This window comes from Paracoccus sp. DMF, assembly GCF_004407025.1.
Lineage (GTDB): Bacteria > Pseudomonadota > Alphaproteobacteria > Rhodobacterales > Rhodobacteraceae > Paracoccus > Paracoccus aminovorans_B.
The window spans coordinates 1-20,542 of record NZ_SOKV02000002.1; the positions used below are offsets into that span (position 1 = coordinate 1).

Sequence of the window (20,542 nt, forward strand, 5' to 3'; positions counted from 1 at the left end):
GCCGCCCGGCACCGGGGTGATGGCGCCGGCGACCTTGGCCGCGCTGTCGAAGTCCACGTCGCCGACCAGCCGGGTGCGGCCGTCCTCCTCGATGCGGTTGATGCCGACGTCGATCACCGTGGCGCCGGGCTTGACCCAGTCGCCGGGGATCATCCGCGGCCGGCCGACGGCGGCGACCAGGATGTCGGCGCTGCGGCAGACCTCGGCCAGGTTCTTCGTGCGGCTATGCGCGATGGTGACGGTGCAGCTGTCGCCCAGCAAGAGCTGCGCCATCGGCTTGCCGACGATGTTCGAGCGCCCGACCACGACCGCGTTCAGCCCCGAGAGATCGCCCAGCCGGTCGCGCAGCATCAAGAGGCAGCCCAAGGGCGTGCAGGGCACCATGCTCTTCTGCCCGGTGCCCAGAAGGCCCACGTTCAGGATGTGGAAGCCGTCGACGTCCTTGGAGGGCTCGATGGCGTTGATCACCGCCTCGGCATCCATATGCGCGGGCAGCGGCAGCTGCACCAGGATGCCATGCACCGCCGGGTCGGCGTTCAGTTTCCCGACCAGCGCCAGCAGCTCCGCCTGCCCGGTCTCGGCCGGCAGCTTGTGCTCCCAGGAGGCCATGCCGGCCTCGCGGGTCTGGATGCCCTTGTTCCTGACATAGACCTCCGAGGCCGGATCCTCGCCCACCAGCACCACCGCCAGCCCCGGAACGATCCCCCGCGCCGCAAGACCCGCAACCGCATCGGCAACACGCCCCCGCAAGCCCAAGGCAAACGCCTTCCCGTCAATGATTTCTGCCGTCATACACTATCCTCCTTCGCTTTCCGCCCCTGCTGGCCGGTTCGTTCCGACCGCCATTGCGGATAGCGCAGGCACCGAGACCTGCAAACCCATACCTTGGCTGAGGCTTGCCCGGTTCCGGCCGCGCATGTCTTGCCATTTTCGCAACCTTTTTCAGGCCGTTCCCCGCCGGAGCCGGGCAGTTTTGCGACGGAAGGATGCGATTTTGCGACCCGGCCTGCGTCAGCCGAGCAGAGATTTTGCGACGGTGACGAGGCCGGTTGCCATCAGCCCGATGGCGATCAGCCCCAGGAACCAGCGCAGCGCCTGCGGCAGCGTGCCGCGGCCGCGCAGCCAGCGGCCGAAGGAATAGAGCACCAGCCAGACCGCCACCGACAGGACCAGCACGAGCCAGCCCGCCCGGGCAATATCCGAGCCGGTCCACCAGCCGAGAAACCCGACCAGCAGCCCGGCGAACATGGCCAGATACAAGAGCTTGTCCGCGACCATGCGCCGATAGCTGCCCGGCATGGCAAAGCGCGTGAAGCCCGAGATCAGCCCGCCGCCCGCCCGCAGCGCCGCCGCCGCCCGGGCGCCCAGCATGCCCAGGATGCCGTCGTCGGGCAGGTCGTCGATCATCCGCGACAGGATCGCCATGCTGCGGCTGCTCCAGCCGGCGATCTGCGGCGCGCGCGGCCCGATCGGCTTCAGCTCGCTGTAATTGTCGCGAAACCGCCCCAGGTCCAGTGCCGGGGCATCCTTGACCCCCAGCGCGCGGGCGGCGGTGTCCTCGAAGGCGTCCTCGTCGATCTGGGCGTCGCGCAGCTTGGCCTTCAGCAGCGCCAGCCGGCGGGTCTGGCCGGGCTTGTCGGCATATTCCTCGGCCAGGATGCGGTTCTGCAGCCGGTCGGTCCAGAGCCGGCGTTCCTCGGACGGGCGGTCCGACATCAGCGCGGCGACGATGCGCTCGGCCCCGTCGAGCCGGCCCCAGAGGATGTCGTGTTCGCGCCAGTCGCGGTTCAGGAAGCCGCCGAAGGCGCCGACCGCGATGCCGGCCAGCTTCGCGGGCCGCGGGTTCAAGGCGCTGTCGGCCGGGCTGATGCGGAACACCTCGACCTGGGCATGTTCCTGCACGTCCGAGCCTTCGAGGAAGGGGTAGGTCATCACGTCGTGCCAGTGGAAATCCTCGTAATCGGCCAGGATGTCCGGCAGGTCGTGCAGCCCCTCGCGGATGCGGGCGCTGCCCTTGTCGAATTCCCGCCGCATGTCGGTGCCGAGTTGCCGCAGCGCCCGGTCGACCAGCGGCCGGATCGCCGGCTGTTCATAGACCCTGCGCGCCAGCCCGTAGCGTTTTTCCAGCGTCGGCTGCTGCATGGCCTCGCTGTAATGGGCCGCGATCTCGGCGGTCAGCCGCGCGATCTCGTCCGGGGTCAAGAGCTTTGCGGCATCGGCCTCGCGCGGGTCGGCCAGGCGCCGCACCGCGACCAGTTCGCGCTCGACCAGCTTGCGGGCCGCGCGCAGCAGCGCGGGGGATTGCGGTGCCGGCAGATTGTCCGCGTCCAGCCTGTCGTCGATCTGCCGGCGCAGGTGGATCAGCCGTCGCAGCCGGAAGCCGATATCATAGCGCGACAGGAAGGCGTTCTCGGTCTCCCGGCCATCCTCGCGATAGGCCGAGAAATGCCGGTCGCGCCAGGCACGCAGGATCTGGCGCAGATACAGCGCCTCGTCCGAGTCCGGCGCATAGCCCGCCAGCCGGGCGACGATGGCGGTCAGGCTGTCGGTCGTGTCATAGACCCGCAGGTGGTGATAAAGCGCATAGCTGTCGCCATAGTCCCGGCCCGTCAGCAGGTCGGCCAGGTCCAGTTCGGTCAAGTCGCGGGGCTTTTCGCGCAATTGCTGCTCATGCGCAGACCGATGGATATGGCCCTTGTCCTGCTTCCAGCGCGCCTGCAGGGTGCCCAGCCGTTCCAGGCGGTTGTTCATCCGGGTGATGGTGCGGATGTCGTCGCGGATCACCTCGGTCCGCGGCAGGGTCGAGGCGGCCAGCCGGGCGTTCTGCAGGAAATCGACCGGCTCGGGCGGTTGCGGCCGCAGAACGCCGGTTCTCTCGTCGCGCTCGGGTCGCGGCGCCGGGAAGGGGTCGACGAACAGCAGCTTGCGTTCGCCCGGCAGGGTGGTGGGGCGGAACGGGATCAGGTCGATCGCATGGCTAAAGGGGCGGTTGTCCAGATAGCCGCCGTCGGCATAGATGCGCTGGTCGTAATCCGCCAGCCCCTTGCGGAAGAAGCGGCTGAACGCCTGGTCCTTGGCGCCATGCGGCATGTCGGCAAAGCGCATCGGCGGAAAGGCCACCGGAAAGGACGAGGTGCAGCGCGCCGCAAAGGCCAGCATGGCGTCGTTATCCGGGGTGAAATCGTTGTGCCGCTCCTGCTCGAAGGCAAAGTGAAAGACGGTCTTGTGGACCTTTTCCTCGAGCCGTGCGCCGGTCAGGTGGATTGGCGCCGGCACGCCGCGCAGGTCGGTGGCGGTCACGAACAGGTCGACCATTTCCGCCAGCGGCTGATCGTCGCCGCGGATCGCCGCGATGGTTTCCAGCAGCACGTCATACATATGTGCGCCGTCCAGAAGCGACTCGGTCGGGGCAAAGGGGTTCAGCGTCCCGGCGCCGTCGTTCAGCAGCTTGTCGATGTCGGCATCGACGGTCCAGGCCTTGCGCAGCACCGCCATGTCGCGGCTGCCGACCACCAGCGCCTTGGCCAGCGCCACGCCGTTGATGCCGCCGGCCGAGGTGCCCGAGATGATGTCGATGACGAAGCGCTTGCGCCCGCCGCGCGGGCCGGCCAGGGCGCGCGACAGATCGCGATAGATCCGCTCGCCCTCGTCCAGCGCCGTATCGGGCAGGTTCGAGCTGCCGCGCACCATGCGCAGCAGTTCCTGCGCGATGCCGTTCATGTAGATGGCAAGCGAGACGCCGCCGTAAAGCACGACGGCGAAACGCACCTCGCCGGTGGCCTCTTCAACCATGACACGCTCTCCCGAACCAAGGCGGCCCCGGTCGGCAGTCCCCGAGAGCCCTTCCGTTTCAGCAGGATAGGCGGATATGCCGCTTTTGTCTTGGCGAATTTCGCGCCTCAGGCGAGCGGGCGGTCGGCCAGGTCCAGCTCTTGCAGCGCGTCATAGGCGGCGATCACGGCGGCGCGCTGCGCCTCATGCGCGGCGGTGAAGGCATCGCCCAGCAGGGTCTGGTCGGGGTATTCGGTGATCAGCAGCAGCGGCGTCGCGGCGCGGGCATCCTCGGTCAGCACGCGGGCAAAGCCGCCGGGCGCCTCATGGGCAAGCCCGTGCTGGCGGGCCAGCGCCAGCTGCGCGGCATTGCGCGCCGCAAGGCCGGGCACCTGACGCAGCCGGGCCGCGACCGCCTCGGCCAGCCGGGCGGCGATGGCGCCCCAGCCGGGATGGTGGGATCAGGAAGAAGCCGCGCGGCATGGTCCAGCTTTCAAAGCCGCGCGGGACATAGCCGCTGAAGGGCCGCAGCCATTCATGCCCCGGATAGCCGTGCAGGCTGACATGCAGCAGCGCCCCCGACAGGTGATGCGCGACGGCGCGGATCTCGGCCTCTGCCCGGGGCGCATCGCGATATTCCAGATCGTCGCCGAGCGCGGTGTAGCGCGCGGCATGCAGCATGTGGCGCGGATTGTCGCGCGCCAGCTCCTGGCGCAGCGCATAGCCGTCGGGGTTTTCCAGCGGGCAGAGCGTGAAATGCGCGCCCTCGCGCCGCGCCAGGTCGCGCGCCGCCCGCAAGGCGCCGACCGGCCCCGAGACCTCGTTCGCGTGCTGCCCGGCCGAGATCATCATCGCCCGGTCGCGCCCCGGCAGATACAGCGCCGGCACCGCCCGCCCGGCGGTCGAATGCGCCTGGAAGCGCCGGCCCGGCAGCCGCGCCAATTCCTCGGCGATCTGCCCGGACGACAGCGGCTCGCGCGCATCGTCCAGCGCCTGCTGGCCGGGATCGGCCGGGCCGCTGTCCCAAGGCCGGGTCGCGATGCGCAGGCTGTGGTCGGGACCATGGCGGACGCTGGGCACGATCTGGCCCGGCCGCAGGCTGCGGTCGCCCGCGGGACGCGCCAGCCGCTGCCGGAACTGGTCCAGCGCCGAGAAATACAGGTCCTCGTGCAGCGCCTCGATGACCGAGACCGCCTCGTCGCCATGCCCCAGCGCCCGGTCGCGCACCGGCAGCGTCACCGCGATGTCGAGGCGCTGAAAGAACGGCTCGGAGAGCCAGGGCTGGGTGGCCAGGCAGCGCATGGCATCGCGGAAGATCGCCTCGCAATCGGTCAGCAGCGGCCCGCCCTGCCCGTCCTGCACCAGCCAGCCGCAGGGCGACAGCGCCGGATGGCCCGACTGGTCGCGGTGCATCCGGTTCGGCGCCAGCACCGTGACCTCGCGCCGCTCGCCCGAGACATAGCCCAGGCTGACGCGATAGGCCGGCATCGCGGCGCTGTCCGGGCCTTCGTGGAAATCGAAGGCGGTCAGCGGGAACAGCGCCGGCAGCGGATAGGCCTCCAGCAGGAAGCGGCCCGGCGCGGCCTCGGGGTGGCACGGGCAGGTGATGCTGGCCTCGGCCAGGCCGGCGGTCTCGATTTCCTCCAGGAAGGCGTGCAGCAGCGGCTTCAGCGCCGAGCGGCAGCGCGCCTTGACGCCGCGCCGGGCCAGCGCCAGCTCGGTGGCGCGGCGGGTGGGCGCATCGTCGAAGCTCCAGATCTCGGCCCGGGTGCAGGTTAGATCGCGGATCAGGCAGGACAGGGTGGCGGGATAGCGCGCCTGGAACAGCAGTTTCTCGGTCATCAGCCGGCCTTGCGCAGAACCTCGCAAAGCTGCGCGACCGAGGGCGCGAAGGGATTGCCCTTCATCGAGGAACTGGCCAGCGAGGCCTCGGCCACCGCTTGGTGCCGCGCCGGGTCCAGCCCCTGCGCCTGCAGGCCCGGCAGGCCGGCGGCGCGCGCCCAGCTCGCCAGGGTCCGCGGCGCATCGGCCGCCGTGCCGCCGAAACCCTCGGCGATGGCGCGGCAGATTTCCTCGACGCGGGCCGGGTCCGGGGCGTGGTCGCGGTTCATCGCCAGCACCGGGCCCAGAGCCGCGCCGCAGATCGCACCATGGGGGGCCGCGGTCACGCCGCCGATCACGCCCGCAAGGCCATGCACGGCGCCAAGCCCGCCATTCGCCAACGCGATGCCGCCGCACAGGCTGGTCCAGGCCATGGTATCGCGCGCCTGCGCGTCTTCCTCCTCCATCAGCTGCTTCAGCGCCCGCAGGCCCGGAAGGATCACCGGCCGCACCAGCGCATCGGTGAAGGGCGTGGCCTTGGCCGAGACATAAGGCTCGATCACCTGCGCCAGCGCGTCGAGGCCGGAGGCCAGCGTCACGCCGCGCGGGCAGCCATCGGTCAGCGCCGGATCGACGATGGCGAGGCGCGGCAGCATGCGTTCGTCGCGGATCGAGACCTTGCGGCCATGTTCGGGCAGGCCGATCACCGCATTGCGCGTCGCCTCGGCCCCGGTGCCGGCGGTGGTCGGCAGCGCGACATAGGGCAAGGGCGGCGCCGCCAGCGGCAACCCGCGTCCCACGACCTCGAGATGGTCCATGATGCCGCCCGGCGCCGGGATCAGCCCGGCCAGCGCCTTGCCCAAGTCCAGCACCGCGCCGCCGCCCAGACCCGCGACCCAGTCGGCGCCGAAAGTCTTGGCGCGGGCCAGCGCCTCCTCCAGCATCGGCATCGTCGGCTCGGCGCCGCAGGCGATGGGCAGGACTTCGGCCCCCTCGGCCCGCAGCGCCTGCAAGAGCCAGGCCGCGCGGGCCGGGTTCGCGCCATGCACCAGCACGCCGCGCGGCCCAAGCGCGCGGATCGCCGCCGGCGCCTTCTGCGCCTCGCCCCGGCCAAAGGCGATGCGGGCCGGCAGGGCAAAGGCGAAGGGCGCGATGGGGGTCATGGGGGCCTGTCCTTGAAAAACCGGCGGCAGGCTGCACCGCCCCTGCCGCGGGGTCAAGCGGCTTTCGTTTCGCCCCGGTTCGGCCCGCATCCGAACATCGGCGCCGCTGCATCGCGGCGTAGGGAACGCTTGCGCGCGCCCGCGCTTCGCCTAAGGTGAAACCGTTCCAGCCATGGAGAGCCCCTTGGCCCTCAGCATCCGCCAGAGCGAAATCCTTGAACTCGCCCGCGCCGAGGGCCGGGTGCTGGTCGACGACCTGGCCCAGCGGTTCGAGGTAACGCTGCAGACGATCCGCCGCGACCTGGGCGAAATGGCCGAGGCCGGGCTTCTGGACCGCGTTCATGGCGGCGCGGTGCCGCGCGCCGGGGCGGTGAACCTGGGCTATGAGGCGCGCCGGCGCATGCATGCCGAGGCCAAGGCCGCCATCGGCGCCGCCTGCGCCGCCGAGATTCCCGACAATTGCAGCCTGATCCTGAACCTCGGCACCACGACCGAGGCGGTGGCCCAGGCGCTGGTGCATCACTCCAACATCACCGTCGTCACCAACAACATGAATGTCGCCAATATCCTGCTGGCCAATCCGGGCTGCGAGATCATGGTCGCGGGCGGCGCGCTGCGGCGCTCGGACGGCGGGCTGGTGGGTGAGCTGACGACGCAGTTCTTCGAGCAGTTCAAGGTCGATTACGCGGTGATCGGCACCTCGGCCCTGGACCATGACGGCGACCTTCTGGACTTCGACCTGGCCGAGGTGCGGGTCAGCCGCTCGATCCTGCGCCAGTCGCGCCATGCCTTCCTGGTCACCGACCATTCCAAGCTGGGCCGCCCGGCGCCCGCCCGCATCGGCAGCCTGTCCGAGCTTGACGCGGTCTTCACCGACCGTCCGCTGCCCGAGGATCTGGCCCGGCGCTGCGCCGAATGGGGCACCGAGGTCCGGGTCTGCCCGCCGGGCTGAGCGCCCTCAGGTCACCGCCGTGCGCAGCGCGAAACGCGGGTCGCGCCAGCTTTCGCTCGCCAGCACATCGGCCAGCGTCTCGGCGGCGTCCAGCACGTCGATGTGGCGCGTGTAAAGCGGCGTGAAGCCGAAGCGTAGCGTCGCGGGCGCGCGGAAATCGCCGATGACGCCGCGCGCGATCAGCGCCTGCATCACCGCAAAGGCATGGTCGTGCCGGAACGCGACCTGGCTGCCGCGCAGCGCCGGATCGCGGGGCGATTCCAGCACCAGGCCGCAGCCCGCGCAAAGCCCCTCGACCAACTGGATGAACAGTTCGGTCAGCGCCACGCTTTTGGCGCGCAGCGCCTGCATGTCGACCCGGTCCCAGACCTCCAGCGCGCCCTTCAGCGCCCGCATCGACAGCATGGGCTGGGTGCCGCATTGAAAGCGGCGGATGCCGGGATCGCCCTGGAAGCCGGTCTCGAAGGCGAAGGGCCGCGCGTGCCCCCACCAGCCGCTGAGCGGCTGCCGCGCCTGGTCCTGGTGCCGCGTCGCGACATAGATGAAGGCCGGCGAACCCGGCCCGCCGTTCAGGTATTTATAGGTGCAGCCGACGGCGAAATCCGCCTCGGCCGCGTCCAGCGCGACCGGCAGGGCACCGGCGGAATGGCACAGGTCCCAGATGGCGAGGGCGCCGGCCTGATGGATCCGCGCCGTCAGCGCCGCCATGTCGCGCAGGGCGCCGGTCTTGTAGTTCACGTGATTGACCAGCACGGCCGCCACGTCGCCGTCCAGCATGTCCTCGATCCGCGGCGCATCGACGCCCTCCAGCCGCAGCCGCGTGCCGGGCAGGGTCGAGGCCACGCCCTCGGCGATATAGAGGTCGGTCGGGAAGCTGCCGGATTCGGCGACGATGCTGCGCCGCCCCGGACGCAGCGCCAAGGCGGCATGCAGGGCCTTGTAGATATTGACCGAGGTTGTGTCCGCCACCACCACCTGCCCCGGCGCCGCGCCGACCAGCCGGCCGATGCGGTCGCCCAGGTGCAGCGGCAGGTCGAACCAGCCGGCGCTGTTCCAGCTGCGGATCAGCCCCTGCGCCCATTCCTGCGTCGCGGCCCGGGCCAGTTCGGCTTGCGCCGCATGGGTTGCCGGGCCCAGCGAATTGCCGTCCAGATAGACCTCGCCCTCGGGCAGGATGAAGGCGTCGCGCAAGCCGCGCATCGGGTCGCTGGCATCCATCGCCGCGATGGCGGAACGATCCGGCAGGGTCATGGCATGGTCCTTGCGACGGGGCCCGGTCAGACGATGTCGACGAAGGCGTCCACCGCGGGGTCGTATTGTTCGAGCAGCCCGCCGGCGATGTCATGCAGCACGCCATGCAGCGACAGGTCGCCCGATTCGACCGCCGTCCTGATGAAGGGGAAGGTCATCAGGTTCTCCAGCGACACCAGCACCGCCTGCCGTTCCAGCGCGCGGACCTGCTGTTCGGGCGGCAGCTCGGCCACGCGGTCGTAGCCGGGGCGCAGGATGTCCATCCAGCGACCGACGAAGCTGGATTTCTCTTCCAGCTCCGGGGCATGGCCCGAGCACATGGCCAGGCAGCCCTGCACGCCGCCGCAGCTGGTGTGGCCCACCACCACCAGATGCGCGACCTTGAGCGTGTTCACCGCATATTCCACCGCGGCCGAGGTGCCGTGCTGCTGCCCGTCGGGCGCATAGGGCGGCACCAGATTCGCGATGTTGCGGTGAATGAAGAACTCGCCGGTATCGGCCCCGAAGATCGAGGTCACATGCACCCGCGAATCACAGCAGGCGATGACCATGGCGCGCGGATGCTGGCCGTCCTCGGCCAGGCGGCGATACCAGACGCGGTTTTCCTGAAAGGCGGTCGCCCGCCATCCGTGATAGCGTTGCACCAGGTAATTCGGCAGTGGACGGGCTTGGTTCATGGCTTCCTCATCTACCGTTCGTGCGGTTTGATAACCGCTGAACCGATAAAGTTCGAGAGGTTTAGCGCACCGCCCATAACCTTTTCTTGAGGGATTGGTGACAGATTGCGCGGACGTGACCGCCGCAGCTGCCGGAAGATGAAATGTCGAAAATCGCCATCCTGTCCATGAACGACGCCATTCGCATCGACCTGCAGCGGCTGGAACAGATCGTCCGCGAACTGGGCGAGGATTGCGCCGCCCAGGTGATCGGCGCCGCGCTGGAGGAACTGGCGCGGGCGCTGCGCCGCACGGTGCTGGCGGCGCAGGAAAGCGACCTGGGCGCGGTGGTCAACCATGCCGACCAGCTGTCGCGGCTGGCCTGGCAGGTCGGGCTGGTGACGCTGGCGGGCGTCGCGATCGACGTCGGCGCCTGCGCCGAACGCCGGGATGCGACGGCGCTCGGCTCGACCGTGGCGCGGCTGGAACGGATCGGCAACCGCTCGCTGACCCAGATCTGGGATCCCGGCGCGCCGTCGTGACTTGCGACCCGCGCGCGCCGAACGCTAGGCTGCGCGCAAGCAAACCCATAACGAGCCCTGCCGATGATTCCCGAATTTGCCGATCCCGCCGACCCGTCGCTGCCGCTCTGGCTGGTGCATAGCGGCGATGCCGGTCCCATGCTACCCCCGGGGCTCGGCGCGTTCGCCGAAAGCTGGGCCCGGGCGCAGGGCTTTGCCGGCAAGCCGGGGCAGCTCTGCCTGCTGCCCGCGGCCGACGGCGCGCTGGCCGGCGCGCTTTTTGGCTTGGGCGCGGCAGACCAGCCGCCGGGGCGCGAGCGTTTCCCGCTGGCCCGCGCGGCCGAGGCGCTGCCGGCCGGGACCTGGCGGCTGGAAAACCTGCCCGACGGCTTCGATGCCGGGCGGGCCGCCCTGGGCTGGCTTTTCGCGCAATACCGTTTCGACCGCTACAAGGCGGCCGAGCCGGCGCGCGCCCGGCTGGTCTGCCCCGCGGGCGTGGAGCCGCGCCGGCTGCTCGCCATGGCGGCGGGCGAATACCTGGCCCGCGACCTGATCAACACCCCGGCCTCGGACATGGGGCCTGCGGAGTTGGAAGAGGCCGCCCGCGCCCTTGCCGCCCGCCACGGCGCCACGGTCGAAGTGACGCGCGGCGCCGACCTGCTCGACGCGAATTTCCCCATGATCCATGCCGTCGGCCGCGCCGGCGCGCAGGAACCGCGGCTGATCGACCTGCGCTTCCCGGGCAGCGGCCCGCGCCTGACGCTGGTCGGCAAGGGCGTCTGCTTCGACACCGGCGGGCTCGACATCAAGCCCCCCGCCTCGATGGCGCTGATGAAGAAGGACATGGGCGGCGCCGCGAACGTGCTGGGCCTGGCCGAGACCATGGCGAGCCTTGGCCTGACCCGGGGCCTGTCGCTGCGGGTGCTGATCCCGGCGGTGGAAAACGCCATCTCCGCCAATGCCTTCCGCCCCGGCGACATCCTGACCAGCCGCAAGGGCCTTACGGTCGAGATCAACAACACCGATGCCGAGGGCCGGCTGGTGCTGGCCGATGCCCTGGCGCTGGCCGCCGAGGAAGCGCCCGCGCTGCTGATCTCGATGGCGACGCTGACCGGCGCGGCGCGGGTGGCGCTGGGGCCCGAGCTGCCGCCCTTCTTCTGCGACGACGACGCCACCGCCGCCGCGATCCAGTCGGCGGGCATGGCTGCGGCCGACCCGGTCTGGCGCCTGCCCTTCTGGGAGCCCTACGAGGCGATGATCGAGCCGGGCATCGCCGATCTCGACAACGCGCCCTCGGGCGGCTTTGCCGGCGCGATCACCGCGGCGCTGTTCCTGCGCCGCTTCGCCGCCGGCGCCGGGCGGTATGCGCATTTCGACATCTACGGCTGGCAACCCTCGGCCGCGCCAGGCCGGCCCAAGGGCGGCACCGGCCAGGGCATGCGCGCGCTGCTCGACGCGCTGCCGGAGCTTTTGGCATGAACGCCGGCTTCGACCGCCGCCTGACCCCGGCGACCGAGCGGGTGGCGCTGGAATCCCTGCGCGGCCGTCTGGCCCGCCCGGCTTATACCGCCGGACGCCCGGCGCGGCTGGCGGTGCCGGGCGCCGACCTGTGCCGCGCGCCGCAGGGCACCCGGGACCGCCAGGTGAATTTCGGCGCCGAACTGGTGGTGATCGACCAGCAGGACGGCTGGGCCTTCGTCCAGGCCCTGGCCGACGGCTATTGCGGCTGGCTGCGGGCCGAGGCGCTGGACCACGACCTGCCACAGGTCACCCATCGCGTCAGCGCCCCCGCGACGCATGTCTATAGCGGCCCCGACCTCAAGACGCCCGAGACCATGGCGCTGTCGCTGGGCGCGCGGCTGTCGGTGACCGGCGTGCAGGGCGGATTTGCCCGGCTGGCGCGCGGCGGCTGGGTGCCGGAGCAGCACATCGCCGACCAGCCGGCGCCCGACCCGGCGGCGGTGGCCGAGACGCTGCTCGGCACGCCCTATCTGTGGGGCGGCAACAGCCGCTGCGGCATCGACTGTTCGGGCCTGGCGCAAGGCGCGCTCATGGCCTGCGCCATCGCCTGCCCGGGCGACAGCGACATGCAGCAGGCGGGTTTCCCGCCCGCCTCCGGCGAGATCCGCCGCGGCGACCTGCTGTTCTGGCCCGGCCATGTCGCCATGGCGCTGGACGCCCTGCGCATGATCCACGCCACCGCCTTCGCCATGGCCGTCATCATCGAGCCCATCGCCGCAGCCATCGCCCGCATCGACGCCGCCGGGCAGGGCCCGTTCCGGGGCGCCCGCCGCCCCCCGGCCGGCGCCCGCGCCCCCTTCCCCTGACGCCCGAAAGGAAGCCCGCCATGGTCCATCTCTGGCTTCGCAGCGAATCGCGCGACAACGAGCAGCGCGCCGGCCTGACGCCCGAGGGCGCGCGCCAGCTCCGCGCAGGCGGCTTCCGCATCACGGTCGAGGATAGCCCGCATCGCATCCTGCCCACCGCCGATTACGCCGCCGCCGGGGCCGAGATCGCCGCCCCGGGCAGCTGGTCCGAGGCCCCCGCCGATGCCATCGTCTTCGGGCTGAAGGAGCTGCCTCCGGGCGGACCGCTGGTCCACCGCCACATCATGTTCGGCCATGCCTTCAAGGGCCAGCCGGCCGGACAGGCGCTGCTGCGCCGGTTCCGCGACGGCGGCGGGCGGCTGCTCGATCTGGAATACCTGACCGACGACAGCGGCCGGCGGCTGGCGGCCTTTGGCCATTGGGCGGGCTTCGCCGGGGCTGCCATCTCGCTGAAGGCCTGGGCGGCGCAGCGGCGCGGCACCATCTGCGGCCCGGTCGCGGCCTGGCCGACGCAGGAGCAGCTGAAGGCCGAGCTGCGGGCCGAGCTCGACGCGACCGGCGCGCCGCGCCCGTGCGCGCTGGTCATCGGTGCGCTCGGCCGGGTCGGCGGCGGCGCCCTGGCGCTGCTGACGGCGATGGGGGTCCAGGCGATGCGCTGGGACATGGCCGAGACCGCGGGCGGCGGCCCCTTCCCGCAGATCCTGGCGCATGAGCTCTTCATCAACTGCATCCTCGCCGGGCCGCAGACGCCGGTCTTCGTCGCCCCCGACGCGGTCGAGCCCGGCCGGCTGCTGACGGTGATCGGCGACGTCGCCTGCGACCCCTCCAGCGATTTCAACCCGGTGCAGGTCTATGACCGCGTGACCGACTGGGCGCAGCCGGTCACGCGGGTGGCCGAGGCGCCGCCGCTCGACGTGATGGCGATCGACAACCTGCCCTCGCTGCTGCCGCGCGAAAGCACGCTCGACTATGCCGCGCAACTGTTGCCGGTGCTGGGTGAACTGGACCGCGGCGGCCCGGGGCCATGGGCGCGCGCCGAGGCGACATTCGCCGCGCATCTGGCGCGGCTCGACTGAATGGCCCGCCGGATCGGAACAAGCCGCGCCGCCCGGGGTTGGGTGGCAGACCCGCGCCGCCCCGCGCGCGCCGCAGCAGAAAGGACGACGACATGACACCATTGCGACGCCCCGCGGCCCTTGCCCTGCTGGCGCTGATGCTGGCCGCCCCGGCCGCGCGGGCCGATTTCAACGACGCACCGCCGAACGCCAAGGGCCAGACCCCGGCGTTCCAGGGCCAGACCCGGGCGCCGGTCATGCCGCAGGCCCTGCGCCTGGCCCGGACCCCGCTGGTCGAAGGGCTGCACGACCCCTGGGGCATGGCGCTGCTGCCCGACGGCAGCCTGCTGATCACCGAAAAGCCGGGCAACCTGCGGCTTTACCGCGAGGGCACGCTCTCCGCACCGCTGAAGGGTCTGCCCGCGGTCGACGACGACGGCCAGGGCGGCCTTCTGGACGTGGCGGTGGCAGCGGATTTCGCCCGCACCCGGCAGGTCTGGTTCAGCTTTTCCCAGCCGCGCCAGGGCGGCGAGAACGGCACCGCCGTCGGCACCGGCCGATTGTCCCGGGACGGCACGGCGCTGGAAGACGTCAGGGTGATCTTCGAAGGCCAGCCCGGCATCGATTCGCAGCAGCATTTCGGCTCGCGCCTGGTCTTCGACCGCGACGGCGCGCTGTTCGTGACCACCGGAGAGCGCGGCCTGCCGCCCGAGATGCCGGTCGCGCAGGACAGGAACAACCACCTGGGCAAGGTGCTGCGCATCGACCCCGCGACCGGCGCGGCGCTGTCGGGCAATCCCTTCGCTAAGGGCGGCGGCCAGCCGCAGATCTGGTCCTTCGGCCATCGCAACATCCAGGCGGCGGCGCTGGATCCGCAGGGCCGGCTCTGGACCGTCGAGCACGGCCCGAACGGCGGCGACGAGCTGAACCAGCCGCAGCCCGGCCGCAACTACGGCTGGCCGATCATCAGCTATGGCCAGAACTATGACGGCAATCCCATCGGCGCCGGGCTGACGGCGCAAGAGGGGATGGAGCAGCCGGTCTATTACTGGGATCCGGTGATCGCGCCCAGCGGCATGACCTTCTATCAGGGCGCGATGTTCCCGGAATGGCAGGGTGACGCGCTGATCGGCGGCCTGCGCGCCGAGGCCGTGGTGCGGCTGAAGATCGAAAACGGTCGCGTCACCGGCGAGCAGCGCCTGGCCGAGGGCATCGGCCGCGTCCGCGACATCGAGGTGGCGCCGGACGGCGCGCTCCTGGTGCTGATCGACGGCGATCCGGGCAGCCTGGTGCGGCTGACGCGGCGCGGTCGCTAGCCTGGCTAGACCGGGCGCTGCAAGTCGTCCTCGGCCGCTTCGGGGGAAATGCCCAGCGCCTCCATCCCGGCCTCCAGATAGTCGGCCAGCTGCGGTTCGCCCAGCAGGTAATCCTCGGTCGGGCTGCGGCGCTCGGCCTTGGCGGTGGCGATGGCCTCCTCCAGGTCCTCGGGGCCGAAGGTGTCGCGACCGATCCACATCACGGCGACCAGGCTGGCCTGCTCGTCCTCGTTCAGGCTGGCGATGAACTCGGTCAGCTCGGTCTCGGTGCCGCGCCCGGTGCGCTGGCCGCTATGCGCCCAGGCGTTGACGCCGCTGTCGTATTCGCGGGCGCGGATGATGACATGGGCAAGTTTTTCGGGACTGATTTCCAGCATGGCGGCACCTCTCTTTCCCACTGTCGCGCCATGCGCGGCCGGGGTCAATCGGGATCGAAGCGATAGCCGAAGCGGGCGATGTCCTCGGCCGCCAGCCGCGCCACCAGGGCGGCGCCTTCGTCGTCATAGGCCGCGCGCCAGTCGCCGTGGCCCGAGCGATTCTCGTGCGGCAAAGGGCGCAGCGAGAAACCCAGATGCGCCTCCAGCGCCGGCAGGTCGGCGTCCAGATGTTCGAGCCGCAGGCAGAGCCCCGCGACCGGGCCCGTGCTGGCGGTCAGGTAATGCCGCGCCGGCACCGCAAGCTGGCGCTGCGTCAGCGGATGGCGCAGGAAATCGCGGAATTCCAGCGTCTTGGCCAGCCGGACCGAGGCGTGGTCGAAGCCCTGCCCGCGCAGCCAGCGGTGGTAACTGACCGCCCGCGCCCAAGGGTTCCTGACCAGCGTGAACACCCGGTAATCGGCAAAAATCGCCGGATCGACCAGCCCCTCGATATCGGCCAGCGTCGAATGCTTCCACAGCCGCCCCCGCGCCGGCGCGTCCTTGACGCGGCTGCGGCGATTGCGGCCCTTGGGCGTGTCGGACAGGATGATGTCGTCCTTTCCGACCCGCGCCTCCAGCGCCAGGGTCAGCGAGGTGCCGCCGGTTTTCGGAATATGCACGAAGACATAACGATGCCGGTGCGAGACGATCATCGCCCGAAGAGCCGCTCGATGTCCGAGAGCTTCAGCTCGATCCAGGTCGGGCGGCCGTGGTTGCACTGGCCGGATTTCGGCGTGCGCTCCATCTCGCGCAGCAGCGCGTTCATCTCGTCGCCGGACATGCGCCGGCCCGAGCGCACCGAGCCGTGGCAGGCCATCGAGGACAGCACCGCATCGACCCGCGCCCGCAGCCGGTCCGAGGCCCCCTGGTCGGCCAGGTCGTCCAGGATGTCGCGGATCAGCAGCGCCGCATCCAGCCGCCGGACCAGCGCCGGCACCTCGCGCACCGCGACGGCGCCGCCGCCGAAGGGCTCGATCACCAGCCCCAGCCGGGCCAGCTCGTCGGCAATGGACAGGATGCGCTGCGCATCGGCATCGGAAAGCGCGACGATCTCGGGGATCAGCAGCGCCTGGGTTGCGATGCCATTCGCCTCGGCCTGCGCCTTCAGCCGCTCATAGACCAGCCGCTCATGCGCGGCATGCTGGTCGACGATGACGATGCCGCCGGCGGTCTGGGCGATGATCCAGTTCTCATGCAGCTGCGCCCGGGCGGCGCCTAGCGGTGCATCCTCGGCCGGCACTTCCGGCTCGGGCTCGACGCGGGCGGTCGGAGCCTCGGCAAAGCCAGGCGCCTGGAAGGCCAGGCTTGCCGCGATCGCCGCCCCCGAGGGACGCGCCGGGGCATAGCTCGCCTGATATTGGCGCGGCGCCGGTTCGGGCCGCGCCGCCGCCAGCGCCGCGGTGGCCACGGTGGTGGAACTGCGATGCCCGGCGCCGGCCAGCGCGTGGCGCAGGGCGCTGACCACCAGGCCGCGGGCGATGTCGGGTTCGCGGAACCGCACCTCGGCCTTGGCGGGATGCACGTTCACATCGACCGCATGCGGCTCGCAGGTCAGAAACAGCACCGCCGCCGGATGCCGACCCGAAGCCAGCACGTCCATATAGCCGGCCCGCAGCGCCCCGGTCAGCAGCTTGTCGCGCACCGGCCGGCCATTCACGAACAGGTGCTGCGCCACGGCGGCACCGCGCGAATAGGTCGGCAGCGCCGCAAAGCCGGTCAGGCTGATGCTGTCCCGCTCGGCACCGATGGGCAGGGCATTGTCGATGAACTCGCGCCCCATGACCCGCGACAGCCGGGTCTGCAGGGCGCCAAACAGCTCGCCCTGCTCGGCATCGGCGCGGAACAGCAGCCTGCCCTCGTCCTCGTCGGTCAGGGTGAAGCCGACAAAGGGCTCGGCCATGGCCAGGCGGCGGATGACCTCGGCGACGGCCTGGGTCTCGGCCCGCTCGCTGCGCAGGAATTTCAGCCGGGCGGGGGTGGCGAAGAACAGGTCGCGCAGTTCGACCACGGTGCCGCGATTGCCGGCGGCGGGCTTGACCGGCCCGATGCGCCCGCCCGAGACCGCGATCTGCGCCGCCTCGAAGCCCTGCGCGCGGCTTGTGATCACAAGCCGGCCGACCGCGCCCAGGCTGGGCAGCGCCTCGCCGCGAAAGCCGAAACTGCGGATGTCCAGCAGGTCGCTGCCGTCGATCTTGCTGGTGGCGTGGCGGGCCAGCGCCAGCGGCAGGTCGTCGCCGGTCATGCCGCAGCCGTCGTCGCGGACCCGGATCAGCGCCTTGCCGCCCTTGGCGATGGCGACATCCACCCGCGTCGCGCCGGCGTCCAGCGCATTCTCGACCAGTTCCTTGACCGCCGAGGCCGGACGTTCGACCACCTCGCCCGCCGCGATGCGGTTGGCGGCGGCCTCGTCCAGCTGCCGGATCACAGGGCGCATCTTGTTTGCGTGACTGTTCATGCCCCCAGATCTAGCATCTCGGCCACAGATTCGCCAGCCGCCCGCGCGCTTCGCTCCGGCCTTCTTTGTTGTTCAAATACCCCAGCCACCGCGCCGTCAGTCGCTGGCGGTGACCCCCTCGGGCCGACCGACCAGCACGAAGCGGATCTGGTCGGAATGCAGCAGCCGCTTCGCCACGCGCTGCACATCGGCCGCCGTCACCGCCGCGACCTTGGCATTGCGGGTGTTGACGTAATCGGCGGGCAGGCCGATCAGCTGCATCCCGGCGAGAATCCCGGCAATCTTGCCATTGCCGTCGAAGCGCAGCGGGTATTCGCCGGTCAGGTAGGTCTTGGCGTCGTTCAATTCCTTATCGGTGACGCCGCCCTCGGCGAAGCGGTCCCATTCGCTGCGGATCAGGCCCACCGCCTCGGCCACCTTGTCATTGGCGCTGGCCATGCCGCCCTGCCAGGTCTCGCCGTAAAGCCCGTTGGCCAGGCCGGTGCCGACGCCATAGGTCAGCCCCCGCTTCTCGCGGATCTGGTCCATCAGGCGCGAGGAAAACCCGCCGCCGCCCAGGATATGATCGGCGACATAGGCGGCGAAATAATCCGGGTCCGACATCGGCAGGCCTGCTTGCGCAAAGCTCACCACGGTCTGCGGGCTGTCCCAGTCGATCACCGTCACGCCGCCCTTCAGCGCCAGCGTGGCCGGCTGCGGCAAGGGCGCCGAGCCCTTTTCCGGCAGCCCGCCCAGCACCTTGTCGATCAGCTTGCCCAGGTCCTCGGCCGAAATGTCGCCGGCGGCGGCCACGACCACGCGGTCGCGGGCCAGCACCCGGTCCTTGGCCGCGACCAAGTCGTCGCGGGTCAGCGCCGCCACCGATTCGGCGGTGCCGTTGATCGAGGTCGCATAGGGATGCGCTCCCCAGGCCAGCCGGGCCAGTTCCTTGGTGGCGATGCTCTGCGGATCGGTCGCCTCGGAGCGGATCACCGCCTGCAACTGCGCCCGCACCCGTTCGACCGCATCGGCATCGAAGCGCGGCTCGACCAGGGCCGCGCGCAGCAGGTCGGCGGCCTGGTCGCGATTCTCGGTCAGCATGCGGGCGTTGACGGTCAGCGCGTCGTCGCCGATGTCGAAGCGGTTCTGCGCGCCCAGCCCCTCGACCGCCTCGGCATAGGCGACCGAATCCATCGCGCCCGCGCCCTCTTCCAGCAGCGCGGTCATCAGGCTCATCTCGCCGCGCTTGCCGGGCGCGTCCAGACTGGCGCCGCCCTTGAACATCAGCGACAGCGCGGTGAAGGGGATCGAGTGATCCTCGACCAGCCAGGCCTTGATGCCGCCGGGCGAGGTGATCTGCTGGATCTCGATGGCGCTGGCGGGCAGGCCGGCCAGGGCGACGAAGACGAAGGTGACAAGCGCGCGGATCATTCGACATCTCCGGTCTGGGCAGCGGGCAGGGGCTGGGGCGCGGCCGAGGCATCGGCGCCGGGCTGCGGCAGCAGCCAGCCGGTCACGGTCGCGGGGTTTTCCAGCACCAGCTTCGCGGCGGCGGTGATGTCCTCGGGCGTGACGGCGGCCAGCACGTCGGGCCAGTCGTTCACGTCCTCGACCGTCAAGCCGGTCGCCAGCCCCTGGCCATAGTCATAGGCGCGGCCATGCGCCGAATCCTGGGCATAGACCCGGGCGGCGCGGATCCGGGTCTTGACCCGTTCCAGCTGCGCCGCATCCGGGCCGTCGGCCAGGAACTTCTTCAGCGCCGCATCCAGCGCCGCCTCGGCATCGGCATTCTCGACCCCCGGCGCCGGCACCATCGACAGGCCGAAGGTGGTCGGATCGACCGAAAACCCGTCATAGGAGGCATCGACGTAAAGCGCCTTGCCGGTCAGCACCAGTTCGCGCGCCAGCACCGAGGTCTGGGACGAGCCCGCCAGCAATTCCGCCAGCACGGTCAGCGCGGCGGCGGTCTTCTGATCGTCGTGCCGGCGCTGCGGCGCGATCACCGTGCGCAGCATCACCGGCTGGGCGACACGGGCATCGACCCGCTCCATCCGGCGGGGCGAGCGCTGCACCGGCTCTTGCGGGCGCGGCAGCCTGGTCGAATCGGGCTTGGCGGCGACGGAGCCGTAATATTGCTCGGCCAGTTCGCGGGCCTTCTCGGCCGTCACGTCGCCGGCGATGACCAGCACCGCGTCGTTCGGGGCATAATGCGCGTCATACCAGGCGATGGCGTCGTCGCGGGTCAGCCCCTCCATCTCCTGCCGCCAGCCGATCACCGGCCGGCCATAGGGATGGTTGTAGAACTGCACCGCGCTGCGTTCCTCGGAGAATTGCGCGCCGGGGTCGCTGTCGGTGCGCTGCGAGCGTTCCTCCAGCACCACCTGGCGCTCGGCCTGCCAATCGTCCTCGCCGATGCGAAGGTTCGCCATGCGGTCGGATTCCATCTCCATGACCAGCGGCAGGCGGTCGGCGGCGATGCGCTGGAAATAGGTGGTGTAGTCGTAGCTGGTAAAGGCGTTGTCCATGCCGCCGTTCGCGGTCACGGTCTTGGACAGCTCGCCCGGGCCCAGCTTGTCGGTGCCCTTGAACATCAGGTGTTCCAGGTAATGCGCGATGCCCGACTTGCCCGGCTGTTCGTCGGCCGAGCCGATCTTGTACCAGACCATCTGCACCACGACAGGCGCACGGTGATCCTCGATCACCACGGCCTCGAGGCCGTTTTCCAGGGTGAAATGGCTGATGCCTTTCGGCATTTCGGCCAGCGCGGGGCTGGCGGCCAGCACCAGCGCCAGCGGGGTCAGGCGGGCAAGGATCGTCATGGGCAGGCTCCGGTTCCGGGTCGCGCCCAGACCCTGCCCG

General features: G+C 70.8%; 18 protein-coding genes. 6 read left to right on the forward strand and 12 right to left on the reverse strand.

All coding sequences use genetic code 11. From position 1 onward, the window contains the following. The 5 genes from folD to E3D03_RS01255 all read right to left on the reverse strand — a co-directional run. Positions 1–792 (reverse strand): bifunctional methylenetetrahydrofolate dehydrogenase/methenyltetrahydrofolate cyclohydrolase FolD (folD, locus tag E3D03_RS01235; protein WP_263565461.1); only part of this gene is annotated, 792 nt, incomplete at its 3' end. Positions 793–1,011: 219 nt separating this feature from the next. Beyond that, a complete protein-coding gene (locus tag E3D03_RS01240) occupies positions 1,012–3,792 on the reverse strand; it encodes a patatin-like protein (protein WP_263565462.1) in 2,781 nt (926 codons plus the stop codon). Between the two features lie 107 nt (positions 3,793–3,899). Next, positions 3,900–4,163 (reverse strand): hypothetical protein, encoded by a 264-nt coding sequence (locus E3D03_RS01245; RefSeq protein ID WP_263565463.1) that lies wholly within the window; start codon positions 4,161–4,163, stop codon positions 3,900–3,902. After that, positions 4,096–5,613 carry a M14 family zinc carboxypeptidase gene (locus E3D03_RS01250; protein ID WP_263565464.1) on the reverse strand — a complete coding sequence of 506 codons (1,518 nt, stop codon included), beginning with the start codon at positions 5,611–5,613 and terminating at the stop codon, positions 4,096–4,098. Before E3D03_RS01250 ends, E3D03_RS01245 begins: the two co-directional genes overlap by 68 nt. Beyond that, entirely contained in the window at positions 5,613–6,746 is a 1,134-nt protein-coding gene (locus tag E3D03_RS01255; RefSeq protein ID WP_263565619.1) for an iron-containing alcohol dehydrogenase, read from the reverse strand. The genes E3D03_RS01250 and E3D03_RS01255 overlap by 1 nt, the downstream gene beginning before the upstream one ends. Before the next feature lie 193 nt (positions 6,747–6,939). Here E3D03_RS01255 and E3D03_RS01260 point away from each other — a divergent pair, with 193 nt between their 5' ends. Continuing rightward, positions 6,940–7,707, forward strand: coding sequence for a DeoR/GlpR family DNA-binding transcription regulator (locus tag E3D03_RS01260; protein ID WP_062562278.1), 768 nt, complete (start codon positions 6,940–6,942; stop codon positions 7,705–7,707). Positions 7,708–7,713: 6 nt separating this feature from the next. Here the strand turns inward: E3D03_RS01260 and kynU are convergent, their stop codons facing one another. Beyond that, positions 7,714–8,958, reverse strand: a complete 1,245-nt coding sequence (gene kynU / locus E3D03_RS01265) for a kynureninase (RefSeq protein WP_263565465.1) — start codon at positions 8,956–8,958, stop codon at positions 7,714–7,716. A gap of 26 nt (positions 8,959–8,984) precedes the next feature. Continuing rightward, on the reverse strand, positions 8,985–9,635 hold the full coding sequence (locus tag E3D03_RS01270) for a carbonic anhydrase (protein WP_062561508.1): 651 nt from the start codon (positions 9,633–9,635) through the stop codon (positions 8,985–8,987). Between the two features lie 143 nt (positions 9,636–9,778). Here E3D03_RS01270 and E3D03_RS01275 point away from each other — a divergent pair, with 143 nt between their 5' ends. From E3D03_RS01275 to E3D03_RS01295, 5 genes are all read left to right on the forward strand, one after another. Then, positions 9,779–10,156, forward strand: coding sequence for a hypothetical protein (locus tag E3D03_RS01275; RefSeq protein WP_263565466.1), 378 nt, complete (start codon positions 9,779–9,781; stop codon positions 10,154–10,156). 63 nt (positions 10,157–10,219) lie between these two features. After that, positions 10,220–11,614: a leucyl aminopeptidase family protein gene (locus E3D03_RS01280; protein WP_263565467.1), complete on the forward strand. Its 1,395-nt coding sequence runs from the start codon at positions 10,220–10,222 to the stop codon at positions 11,612–11,614. Next, positions 11,611–12,462, forward strand: a complete 852-nt coding sequence (locus tag E3D03_RS01285; protein WP_263565468.1) for a C40 family peptidase — start codon at positions 11,611–11,613, stop codon at positions 12,460–12,462. Before E3D03_RS01280 ends, E3D03_RS01285 begins: the two co-directional genes overlap by 4 nt. A 20-nt stretch (positions 12,463–12,482) precedes the next feature. Next, positions 12,483–13,538: a saccharopine dehydrogenase gene (locus tag E3D03_RS01290; RefSeq protein WP_263565469.1), complete on the forward strand. Its 1,056-nt coding sequence runs from the start codon at positions 12,483–12,485 to the stop codon at positions 13,536–13,538. A gap of 92 nt (positions 13,539–13,630) precedes the next feature. Next, positions 13,631–14,833, forward strand: coding sequence for a PQQ-dependent sugar dehydrogenase (locus tag E3D03_RS01295; RefSeq protein ID WP_263565470.1), 1,203 nt, complete (start codon positions 13,631–13,633; stop codon positions 14,831–14,833). A gap of 5 nt (positions 14,834–14,838) precedes the next feature. Here E3D03_RS01295 and E3D03_RS01300 read toward each other — a convergent pair whose 3' ends face one another. The 5 genes from E3D03_RS01300 to E3D03_RS01320 form a co-directional block, all read right to left on the reverse strand. Next, positions 14,839–15,210 carry a DUF3775 domain-containing protein gene (locus E3D03_RS01300; RefSeq protein WP_062561513.1) on the reverse strand — a complete coding sequence of 124 codons (372 nt, stop codon included), beginning with the start codon at positions 15,208–15,210 and terminating at the stop codon, positions 14,839–14,841. Between the two features lie 44 nt (positions 15,211–15,254). After that, positions 15,255–15,902: a sulfotransferase family protein gene (locus E3D03_RS01305; protein WP_263565471.1), complete on the reverse strand. Its 648-nt coding sequence runs from the start codon at positions 15,900–15,902 to the stop codon at positions 15,255–15,257. Next, positions 15,899–17,683: a DNA mismatch repair endonuclease MutL gene (gene mutL, locus E3D03_RS01310; protein ID WP_411969777.1), complete on the reverse strand. Its 1,785-nt coding sequence runs from the start codon at positions 17,681–17,683 to the stop codon at positions 15,899–15,901. The genes E3D03_RS01305 and mutL overlap by 4 nt, the downstream gene beginning before the upstream one ends. A gap of 117 nt (positions 17,684–17,800) precedes the next feature. After that, entirely contained in the window at positions 17,801–19,114 is a 1,314-nt protein-coding gene (locus E3D03_RS01315) for a M16 family metallopeptidase (RefSeq protein ID WP_263565473.1), read from the reverse strand. Next, positions 19,111–20,502: a M16 family metallopeptidase gene (locus E3D03_RS01320; RefSeq protein WP_263565474.1), complete on the reverse strand. Its 1,392-nt coding sequence runs from the start codon at positions 20,500–20,502 to the stop codon at positions 19,111–19,113. Before E3D03_RS01320 ends, E3D03_RS01315 begins: the two co-directional genes overlap by 4 nt. Positions 20,503–20,542 lie beyond the last annotated feature (40 nt).

What these genes read in the sequence shown, in the direction of transcription:
- E3D03_RS01240 (WP_263565462.1), bottom strand. Translation starts at nt 3,792, where the DNA reads ATGGTTGAAGAGGCCACCGGCGAGGTGCGTTTCGCCGTCGTGCTTTAC.
- E3D03_RS01250 (WP_263565464.1), bottom strand. Translation starts at nt 5,613, where the DNA reads ATGACCGAGAAACTGCTGTTCCAGGCGCGCTATCCCGCCACCCTGTCC.
- kynU (WP_263565465.1), bottom strand. Translation starts at nt 8,958, where the DNA reads ATGACCCTGCCGGATCGTTCCGCCATCGCGGCGATGGATGCCAGCGAC.
- E3D03_RS01270 (WP_062561508.1), bottom strand. Translation starts at nt 9,635, where the DNA reads ATGAACCAAGCCCGTCCACTGCCGAATTACCTGGTGCAACGCTATCAC.
- E3D03_RS01275 (WP_263565466.1), top strand. Translation starts at nt 9,779, where the DNA reads ATGTCGAAAATCGCCATCCTGTCCATGAACGACGCCATTCGCATCGAC.
- E3D03_RS01280 (WP_263565467.1), top strand. Translation starts at nt 10,220, where the DNA reads ATGATTCCCGAATTTGCCGATCCCGCCGACCCGTCGCTGCCGCTCTGG.
- E3D03_RS01285 (WP_263565468.1), top strand. Translation starts at nt 11,611, where the DNA reads ATGAACGCCGGCTTCGACCGCCGCCTGACCCCGGCGACCGAGCGGGTG.
- E3D03_RS01290 (WP_263565469.1), top strand. Translation starts at nt 12,483, where the DNA reads ATGGTCCATCTCTGGCTTCGCAGCGAATCGCGCGACAACGAGCAGCGC.
- E3D03_RS01295 (WP_263565470.1), top strand. Translation starts at nt 13,631, where the DNA reads ATGACACCATTGCGACGCCCCGCGGCCCTTGCCCTGCTGGCGCTGATG.
- E3D03_RS01300 (WP_062561513.1), bottom strand. Translation starts at nt 15,210, where the DNA reads ATGCTGGAAATCAGTCCCGAAAAACTTGCCCATGTCATCATCCGCGCC.
- E3D03_RS01305 (WP_263565471.1), bottom strand. Translation starts at nt 15,902, where the DNA reads ATGATCGTCTCGCACCGGCATCGTTATGTCTTCGTGCATATTCCGAAA.
- mutL (WP_411969777.1), bottom strand. Translation starts at nt 17,683, where the DNA reads ATGCGCCCTGTGATCCGGCAGCTGGACGAGGCCGCCGCCAACCGCATC.
- E3D03_RS01315 (WP_263565473.1), bottom strand. Translation starts at nt 19,114, where the DNA reads ATGATCCGCGCGCTTGTCACCTTCGTCTTCGTCGCCCTGGCCGGCCTG.
- E3D03_RS01320 (WP_263565474.1), bottom strand. Translation starts at nt 20,502, where the DNA reads ATGACGATCCTTGCCCGCCTGACCCCGCTGGCGCTGGTGCTGGCCGCC.